The sequence below is a fragment of the Amycolatopsis sp. NPDC003676 genome (genome assembly GCF_053587275.1).
The window spans coordinates 1-8,677 of record NZ_JBSFNS010000197.1; the positions used below are offsets into that span (position 1 = coordinate 1).

The 8,677-nt window shown below is 68.5% G+C and carries 7 protein-coding genes; 4 read left to right on the top strand and 3 right to left on the bottom strand.

Going from position 1 to position 8,677, the window contains the following annotated elements:
• Window positions 1-167 precede the first annotated feature (167 nt).
• Window positions 168-512, bottom strand: a complete 345-nt coding sequence (locus ACWDNU_RS44185; RefSeq protein WP_370940516.1) for a DUF3099 domain-containing protein — start codon at window positions 510-512, stop codon at window positions 168-170.
• Between the two features lie 8 nt (window positions 513-520).
• The gene (locus ACWDNU_RS44190) at window positions 521-1,813 is read right to left on the bottom strand and encodes an amidohydrolase (protein ID WP_370938917.1); all 1,293 of its coding nucleotides are present in this window, start codon (window positions 1,811-1,813) and stop codon (window positions 521-523) included.
• Between the two features lie 19 nt (window positions 1,814-1,832).
• Between ACWDNU_RS44190 and ACWDNU_RS44195 the strand changes: the two genes are divergently transcribed.
• The 4 genes from ACWDNU_RS44195 (at window position 1,833) to ACWDNU_RS44210 (ending at window position 7,661) form a co-directional block, all read left to right on the top strand.
• Window positions 1,833-3,338 carry a DUF7782 domain-containing protein gene (locus tag ACWDNU_RS44195; protein ID WP_449673243.1) on the top strand — a complete coding sequence of 502 codons (1,506 nt, stop codon included), beginning with the start codon at window positions 1,833-1,835 and terminating at the stop codon, window positions 3,336-3,338.
• Window positions 3,335-3,760, top strand: coding sequence for a D-aminoacyl-tRNA deacylase (gene dtd, locus ACWDNU_RS44200; RefSeq protein ID WP_449673244.1), 426 nt, complete (start codon window positions 3,335-3,337; stop codon window positions 3,758-3,760). Before ACWDNU_RS44195 ends, dtd begins: the two co-directional genes overlap by 4 nt.
• 277 nt (window positions 3,761-4,037) lie before the next feature.
• The gene (locus ACWDNU_RS44205; RefSeq protein WP_370938920.1) at window positions 4,038-5,069 is read left to right on the top strand and encodes a sigma-70 family RNA polymerase sigma factor; all 1,032 of its coding nucleotides are present in this window, start codon (window positions 4,038-4,040) and stop codon (window positions 5,067-5,069) included.
• A gap of 930 nt (window positions 5,070-5,999) precedes the next feature.
• The gene (locus ACWDNU_RS44210) at window positions 6,000-7,661 is read left to right on the top strand and encodes a fumarate hydratase (protein WP_370938921.1); all 1,662 of its coding nucleotides are present in this window, start codon (window positions 6,000-6,002) and stop codon (window positions 7,659-7,661) included.
• Window positions 7,662-7,679: 18 nt separating this feature from the next.
• On the opposite strand, the gene ACWDNU_RS44215 is transcribed toward ACWDNU_RS44210, so the two are convergent.
• Window positions 7,680-8,117, bottom strand: coding sequence for an SRPBCC family protein (locus tag ACWDNU_RS44215; RefSeq protein ID WP_370938922.1), 438 nt, complete (start codon window positions 8,115-8,117; stop codon window positions 7,680-7,682).
• Window positions 8,118-8,677: the final 560 nt, after the last annotated feature.

The window sequence follows — 8,677 nt, forward strand, 5'->3', positions numbered from 1 at the left end:
CCGCACATGATGCCGGCGATGTTCTCCTCCGCGCGCACCGCCGGCTGGGCGGCGCATCTTTCCCGCCTTGACAAGCACCCCCAGACCGTCAGCACACTCAAGCTTCGGGGTGCCCCACGCAACCAACGGGCGCAATGTCGCCGCCAGGCGACGAGCAGCCCGCCGAATCACCCGTCGATCACCCGATGCTTCCGCCCCTCAATCTGCTTCGCATCCCGCGCATAACGATTAACCTTCTCCGATTTCCGCGGCGGCCGATCATTAGCGATCAACACAGCAATCCAAGGCAACGGAATAGAAATCACCAAAAACAGAATAGCCAGCCACCACGTATGATAAGTCAGCCCAGCCAACACCAGACAAGGAATACGGCAAACCATCATGATGACGTACTTCCGCTTCCGCGCCGCCAGCTGATCGTCCAGCGACGGCTCGGCCTCGGTGATCAGCACAGGCTCGGGGCGGGGATCCGGTCCGTGGGGTGCGTTCACAGCACCACCTCCGTGTTCCATCGTCTCACTCACCGCCCTTCCGCGACACCTGGGCGGCCGAACCGGGACAAAGCAGCGACGACCAGCGTCTCGACCCCGGTCCGCAACGTCGGATGCAACACCGGCGCGAACTTGGACGAGTGATTCGAAGGCACGTCAGTCTCGAACCGCCCCTCGGTCATCGCGGTGATCACCTGCTGCGCGTCAAACCCGCCGACCAGCCAAAACACCGACGGCACCCCAGCCGCCCGCCCGAACTCGCTGAAGTCCTCACTGCCGGTGACCAACGGCGCGGGCATCGTCGCCTCAGCTCCGAAGTGCCCCCGGAACACCTCAGTCAACTCGTCCGACGCGGCAGCGTCGTTCGCCGTGACCGGATAGGACGCGACGACCTCCACGGTCGGCGGCTGAGGCGCTCCCGCAGCCGCGGCCTCACCGTTCACGATCCGCTCGATCGCCTTGCGCAGCCGCACCAACACAGCGTCGTCGAAGGCGCGAGTATTGACCTCCAGCACCGCGTGGTCAGCGATCACATTCGCCGCGGTCCCGACATGCATCGAGCCGACGGTCACCACCGCGGGCTCAGTCGCGGCGATCTCCCGCGACACGATCGTCTGCAGCTTCAGCACCACAGACGCCGCCAGCACCGCCGGGTCAACCGTGGTCTCCGGCCGCGAACCGTGCCCGCCGCGACCGTGCAGGGTGATCCGCAGAGTGTCGGTCGCCGCCATGATCACGCCCGGACGAGTCAGCACCCACCCGGCCGGACCAGGCACGATGTGCTGCCCGAAGACCACGTCAGGACGCCCGACCCGGTCGAAGAGACCGTCGCGGACCATCCCCGCGGCCCCGTCCCCGGCCTCTTCCCCGGGCTGGAACAGCGCGAGCAACGTGCCGGACCAGTCGTCCCGAGAAGCCGCGAGAAGATGCGCGGCGCCGGAGAGCCACGTCGCGTGCATGTCGTGCCCGCAGGCATGCATCAGTGGCACGTCGCGGCCCTCGGAGTCGACGCCGCGCGCAGTGCTCGCGTACGACAGCCCTGTCTGCTCCTCGACCGGCAACGCGTCGATGTCCGCGCGAAGCAGCACAGTCGGTCCTTCTCCGTTGCGCAGGACGCCGACGACGCCAGTGCGACCGATGCCGGTGTGCACCTCGAAGCCGTCTTCAGTCAGCCGTCGGGCCAGCTCCGCCGCCGTCCGGGTTTCGGTGAACGCCAGCTCGGGATGACGGTGCAGATCGACGTACAGCGCTTCAAGCTCCGGCAGTGCCGCTTCAAGCGGAGCCAGGACACGCTCGGTGGTCTCGGTGGTCACGATGCTCATCGTGGCAGGCTTACCCACCGTGAGCACGAACACGCCTCTTCCTGACCTTTCCGACGACGTCTGCGCGCGGCTGCGCGAAGCGTTCCGACGCACCGGCTACGACGCTGACGGCGTCGTCGACGCGCTCGGCGGCGCGGCGCACACGGCGCTCGGCCGCGGCGAGCCCGAACCGGCCCGCCGCGCGAGCCTCGACGCCGGGGACCTCGGCGTCTTCATCCGGCTGTTCCTGCTCGGTCTCGCCGAGCCGGAGAAGACCGTCTCGTCGGCGTTCGCCCCGCTCAGCGCGGACGACGCGGTGGCCGCGGGCATCCTGCGGACCGTCGGAGACGAGTTCCGCGCCGCGCTCGACATCCGGCCGCACGGCGACGACGACGGCTCGTGGTGGGTCGTCTCCGACCTCGACGCCGACATGCTCGGCCACGTCGTGCCCGAGGACCACGTGCTCGGCGTCGGGCACGCGTCGCTGAGCCTGATCCGCGCGACCAGCCGCCGCCCGGTCGGCACCCTGCTCGACCTGGGCACCGGCAACGGCGTCCAGGCGCTGCACGCGACCCGGCACGCGCAGCGGGTGACCGCGACCGACGTGTCGGCCCGCGCGCTCGCACTGGCCGCGGGCACGTTCCGGCTGAACGAGCTGGACGTCGAACTGCTGCGCGGCGAGTGGTTCGCGCCGGTCGCGCGCCGCCGGTTCGACCAGGTGGTGTGCAATCCGCCGTTCGTGGTCGGCCCGCCGCGCGTCGACTACACCTACCGAGACTCCGGCCTGGCCGGCGACGACGCGAGCGCGCTGGTAGTCCGTCAGCTGCCGAGCTTCCTCAACGACGGCGGCACCGGTCAGCTCCTCGCGTCGTGGCTGCACCGACGCGGCGAGGACTGGGGCGACCGCGTCGCTCGCTGGCTGCCGCCTGAGACCGACGCCTGGTTCGTACAGCGTGACGTCGCCGACCCAGGTCTGTACGTCGGCACCTGGCTGCGCGACGAAGGCATCGACCCGCGCTCGCCCGAAGGCCGTGCGAAAGCCGCAGCGTGGCTCGACTGGTTCACCGAAAACGACGTACAGGGCATCGGTTTCGGCTTCGTGACACTGCGGCGCGCGAACGGTCAGACGCCGACTGTCGTCTGCGAAGACCTCCGACAGGCTTACGACGACCCGCTAGGCCCCGAAGCAGCGAACTGGCTCGACCGCGTCGAGTGGTTGCGTACGCACGGCGACAATGTGTTGGACGTAGCGTTTCGGGTACCCGAAACAGTGCTGCTCGAACGCGTCGATTCGCCCGGCGACGAAGGCTGGGAAACGACCGTACGGCGGCTGCACCGCACTGACGGACCGGGTTGGCAGCACGAAGTCGACGAACTCACGACGCGGCTTCTCGCGGGTTGCCGCGGCGCGTTGCCGTTGTCGGATCTGCTGGACCTGCTGTCTGCCGCACAGGGCCTCGATTCGGCCGAACTGACCGCGGCGGCGTTGCCGATCGTCCGCGAACTCGTGCGGCACGGCATGCTCGTGCCCGGTTCGCCGCAGTGAGGGCGGTGGCGGCGCGGGTCACCCGCGCGAGCGTGACCGTCGCGGGGGAGATCGCCGGAGAGATCAAAGAACCGGGGCTGCTCGTGCTGCTGGGCGTGCACCGTGACGACGATCTCGGGAAAGCCGAAACGATGGCCCGCAAACTTCACGAACTCCGGTTGCTGCGCGACGAAGAATCCTGCGCGACGACCGGCGCTCCGCTGCTTGTGGTGTCGCAGTTCACGCTCTACGGCGACACCCGCAAGGGCCGCCGCCCGTCGTGGACCGCCGCCGCCCGGCCTGAAATCGCCGAACCCCTGGTGGACGCCGTGGTCGCGGAACTGCGCGGCCGCGGCGCGACCGTCTCGACCGGACGGTTCGGCGCGGAGATGGCGGTGGAAAGCGTGAACGACGGCCCGTTCACCGTTCTCGTTGAGGTCTAGACCACATTGGATCGGCGCGCGTAACATCGAAGGCACAGCGCGCGATTCGCACGCATTTCCCGGAGCGGGGCGGTTCTCAGCAAAACCTCAGTTTTGGTGGAGCAACCGCGAGGCGGGTACGCCCGTCCTCATTTCAGCGAGCCGGGAACGTTTCAGGTTCCCGGGGCGTTGAGACCAGTGTCCAGCCAAGCCGGCTGGGCCCGCGGACACGGGATTCCACAGGCCCCGTCCCGCAGGCGCCGGCGAGACACGTTCAGCCCGTGACCGGGGAGGCAGAATGTCAGTCCAGACTCTCGAACGCGAAGCGCGCGGGATTCGCGAGCGCCGGATTCCAGCACAGCAGACCGAGGAGCGTCCGAGCGTGGGGGCGCTCACCGACGCCGACCTCGACGCCCAGAGCCCCGCCGCCGACCTGGTGCGCGTGTACCTGAACGGCATCGGCAAGACCGCGCTGCTCACCGCGGCCGACGAGGTCGAGCTGGCGAAGCGGATCGAAGCCGGGGTTTTCGCGCAGCACATGCTCGACACCGCCGAGGACCTCACGCCGCAGCGCCGCAAGGAGCTGCGCGCGCTGGTGCGCGACGGCCACGTCGCGAAGAACCACCTGCTGGAGGCCAACCTCCGGCTCGTGGTGTCGCTCGCGAAGCGCTACACCGGCCGGGGGATGCCGCTGCTCGATCTGATCCAGGAGGGGAACCTGGGCCTGATCCGCGCGGTGGAGAAGTTCGACTACTCCAAGGGTTTCAAGTTCTCCACGTACGCCACGTGGTGGATCCGCCAGGCCATCACGCGCGGCATGGCGGACCAGGGCCGCACGATCCGGCTGCCGGTCCACCTGGTCGAGCAGGTGAACAAGCTGGCGCGGATCCGCCGCGACCTGCACCAGCAGCTGGGCCGCGACGCGACGCACGAGGAACTGAGCGCCGAATCGGGCATTCCGGTGCACAAGATCTCCGACCTGCTCGACCAGTCGCGCGACCCGGTAAGCCTCGACATGCCGGTGGGCACCGAGGAAGACGCCCCGCTGGGCGACTTCATCGAGGACTCCGAGGCGACCGACGCCGAGAGCGCCGTGATCTCCGGCCTGCTGCAGGACGACCTCCGTCGTGTCCTGGCGACGCTGGACGACCGCGAACAGCACGTCATCCGGCTGCGCTACGGCCTCGACGACGGCCAGCCGCGCACGCTCGACCAGATCGGCAAGCACTTCGGCCTGTCCCGCGAACGCGTGCGGCAGATCGAGCGCGAGGTCATGGCGAAGCTGCGCCAGGGCGAACGCGCCGACCGGCTGCGGGCGTACGCCAGCTGAGTTTCTTCCCTCTCCGGGGCCTGGGGTTCGGGGCCCGGGTCCCGGAGGGGGCGGAGAAGCCGGTTCCGCGAGCTGATTCGGGCTGCCGCGGCGGGCTGACCGGGCGTGGGGTCCGGTGAGCCCGCCGCGGCAAGCACGCGGGCAGGCAGGCCGGGGTTTTCCGTCGGGGACCGGGTGGGGCCCGGTCGGGTGGGACGGAAGCCTCCGGCTGGATACATCATTTCGGTGGGCAGCGGGTGGTGCCGCTGACTGCGATTTCGGTGGAAGGCGGGTGGTGCGGCCGGCCGCGAACTCAGTGGGCAGCAGGCGGCACCGCTGGTTGTGCAGAACCCTCGGTTCGATCTCCGAACCGGGGGTTTTGTCATGTCCAGGGCCGGATTTCGCCCACCTTGGCCGTCTCAGCGCCGCGCGGTTGGCCGTCTCGGCGATGGCCGAGAAATTGCCGACAAATCGCCACATCAACACCATGAGCCCCAGCAGCCACTTGAGCCCCACCAGTCCCTTTAGCCCCGCTAGCGCGCACGATCCTCCTCCCGTGCCCCGATTTATCCCGTTAATCCAGTTCTCATTGACACCCACCGCAATCCCGTCACCACTCTGTGCACCCGATGGTGGAATTCGCGTCTCGTTCGCGTTTGGCGGTTCCGGGCACTGGGTAGCAAGCGTTCGCGACCCCCGCTGTGCGGCGTCCGGTCAACGCGCCGGCGGGGGTCCCGTTAGTCACGCGGGGCGGGTGTGTGCGCATCCGGTCCGCTTTCCCCGGGAGGTCGGGTCCGTCGGGGTGGGCCCGGCCTCCCGACCATGCCTGCCCGAAACCCGCGGGGAACGCCGTCGGCGTGCGCTATCCCACAGCGTCCCCGCGCCCGTGCGACCGGGCGGAACCCGCTGAGTACCGTGAGCCAATCCCGATCAGGGCAAAGGAGCCTCGCTGTGCCGCCCACCACGTTCCAGCACACCGAAGTCCTGCCGCTCGGCAAGGACACCACCACCGAATACCGGCTGGTCACCGCCGACGGCGTCGAGACCGTCGAAGCCGCCGGGCGGAAATTTCTGAAGGTCGATCCGGAAGCGCTGACGACGCTCGCGCGCACGGCGATCACCGACATCCAGCACCTGTTGCGTACGTCACACCTGCAGCAGCTGCGCGCGATCGTCGACGACCCCGAAGCCAGCGGCAACGACCGGTTCGTCGCGATGGACCTGCTCCGCAACGCGGCCATTTCGGCGGGCGGCGTGCTGCCGATGTGCCAGGACACCGGCACCGCGATCGTCATCGGCAAGCGCACCGAGGGCGTGCTGTCCGGCGGCGACGACGAGCGCGCCCTCTCGCAGGGCATTTTCGACGCCTACCAGCAGCTCAACCTGCGCTATTCGCAGATGGCCCCGATCAACTTCTGGGAAGAGCGCAACACCGGCACGAACCTCCCGGCGCAGGTCGAGCTCTACCACAAGGACAGCGACGCGACGGACCCGTCGTACGAGTTCCTGTTCATGGCCAAAGGCGGCGGCAGCGCCAACAAAACCTTCCTGTACCAGGAAACCAAGGCGGTCCTGAACCCGAAGCGCCTCGCCCGGTTCCTGGACGAGAAGCTGCGCAGCCTGGGCACCGCCGCGTGCCCGCCGTATCACCTGGCGATCGTCGTCGGCGGCATGTCGGCCGAGTTCAACCTCAAGGTCGCGAAGCTCGCCTCCGCGCGCTACCTCGACAACCTGCCCGCCGAGGGCTCCGAGCTGGGCCACGCGTTCCGCGACCGCGACCTCGAGCAGCAGGTGCTGGAGATGACGCGCCAGTTCGGCATCGGCGCCCAGTTCGGCGGCAAGTACTTCTGCCACGACGTCCGCGTGATCCGCCTCCCCCGCCACGGCGCGAGCTGCCCGGTCGGCGTCGCGGTGTCCTGCTCGGCCGACCGCCAGGCGAAGGCGAAGATCACCGAAGAGGGCGTGTTCATCGAACAGCTCGAACGCGACCCCGCCCGCTTCCTCCCGGACGTCACCGAGGACGACCTGTCCGACGAGGTCGTGTCGGTCGATCTGAACCAGCCGATGGACCAGATCCGCGCACAGCTGGCGCAGCTGCCGGTGAAGACGCGCCTGTCCCTGACCGGCCCGCTGGTCGTGGCGCGCGACATCGCGCACGCCAAGATCGCCGAGCGCCTGGACGCGGGTGAGGAGATGCCGCAGTACCTCCGCGACCACCCGGTCTACTACGCGGGCCCGGCCAAGACTCCGGATGGCTACGCGTCCGGCTCGTTCGGCCCGACCACGGCTGGCCGGATGGACTCGTACGTCGCCCAGTTCCAGGCCGCGGGCGGTTCGCTGGTGATGCTGGCGAAGGGCAACCGCTCGAAGCAGGTCACCGCCGCGTGCAAGGAACACGGCGGCTTCTACCTGGGCTCGATCGGCGGCCCGGCCGCACGGCTGGCGAAGGACTGCATCAAGAAGGTCGACGTCCTCGAGTACGCCGAACTGGGCATGGAAGCAGTCTGGAAAATCGAGGTCGAAGAGTTCCCCGCGTTCATCGTCATCGACGACAAGGGCAACGACTTCTTCTCCGAAACCAGCGAACCGGTACTGCAAATCAGCTTCCGCTGATCTCAAGGCACGCCGAGGTCATCCGGGAAACATCCCGCCCAACCGGGCGAGAGTCTTCTCGATGGCCTCGGCGTTGCGCTTGGGAAACCCGAGCAACCGAATCGCGAGCGGCGACCGAGCAGTAGACCAGTCAAACGTCTCGGTGACTTCAGTGCGCCCGTCCCCCGTCGGCTCAAGCAGCCAACGCCACCGATGCCCCGCGAAGTGCCGCCAGGCAATCAACCGATTCTCCTCGAACTCGACCACGGTGTTCTGAATCCGATACGGCGCGCCCATCCGCATCTCCATGCCGAACTCGGCCCCCAACGACAACCGATCCGGCGCCGCCCCGCGACTGGCGCGCACCGTGCCGGACCCGTCGATGAGCGGATGCTGAGCCGGATCAGCAAGCAACGCGAAAATCCGTTCCGGCGCGGCAGCAACCACCGCACTGCGCGAAACCTGGCGAGTTCCCATAGCCGCAGAGCCTAGAGCCGCACAGGCGCTGAGGCCATCGACGCGCCCCCGAACAGCCCCGGACAGCCCAACGCGTCCACTGTGGACTACGGGACAGAGGTTCGTGAGGGGAACCCTGAGGGACTCTGATTCCCTCAGGGTTCCCCTCACGACCCGCCGATGTCCGCGAGGGCCCCTTCACGGAATCAGATTCCCTCAAGGAGCCCTTCACAGCCCACCCGCACCCGCCCCCGCTCGCCACTGCCGCCGCGATGCGCCCCAATGCCGTATTGGGTGCATCCCACGCACCCAATGTGGCATTCGGTGCGCCCCACGCACCCAATGCCACATTGGGGCGCAAGCCCCACCCACCACGAACCGCAGCCGACGCACACACCCAACGCGGCACCCCGGCACATCACCCGCACCCCCTGCCACATCGGGCCGCCAGCCCCACCACCCACGAACCCGCAACCGATGCACCCACCCAAGGCAGCCACACCCCCCCGCACCCCGATACGAAGCCAAAAACACGGCGCGGAGGTGCTTGTCAAGGCATCTTTCCCGCCTTGACAAGCACC

Bases quoted from the DNA above. Each gene is read 5' to 3' on its own strand.
- ACWDNU_RS44205 (WP_370938920.1), top strand. From the start codon at position 4,038: ATGTCAGTCCAGACTCTCGAACGCGAAGCGCGCGGGATTCGCGAGCGC.
- ACWDNU_RS44185 (WP_370940516.1), bottom strand. From the start codon at position 512: ATGGAACACGGAGGTGGTGCTGTGAACGCACCCCACGGACCGGATCCC.
- ACWDNU_RS44215 (WP_370938922.1), bottom strand. From the start codon at position 8,117: ATGGGAACTCGCCAGGTTTCGCGCAGTGCGGTGGTTGCTGCCGCGCCG.
- ACWDNU_RS44190 (WP_370938917.1), bottom strand. From the start codon at position 1,813: ATGAGCATCGTGACCACCGAGACCACCGAGCGTGTCCTGGCTCCGCTT.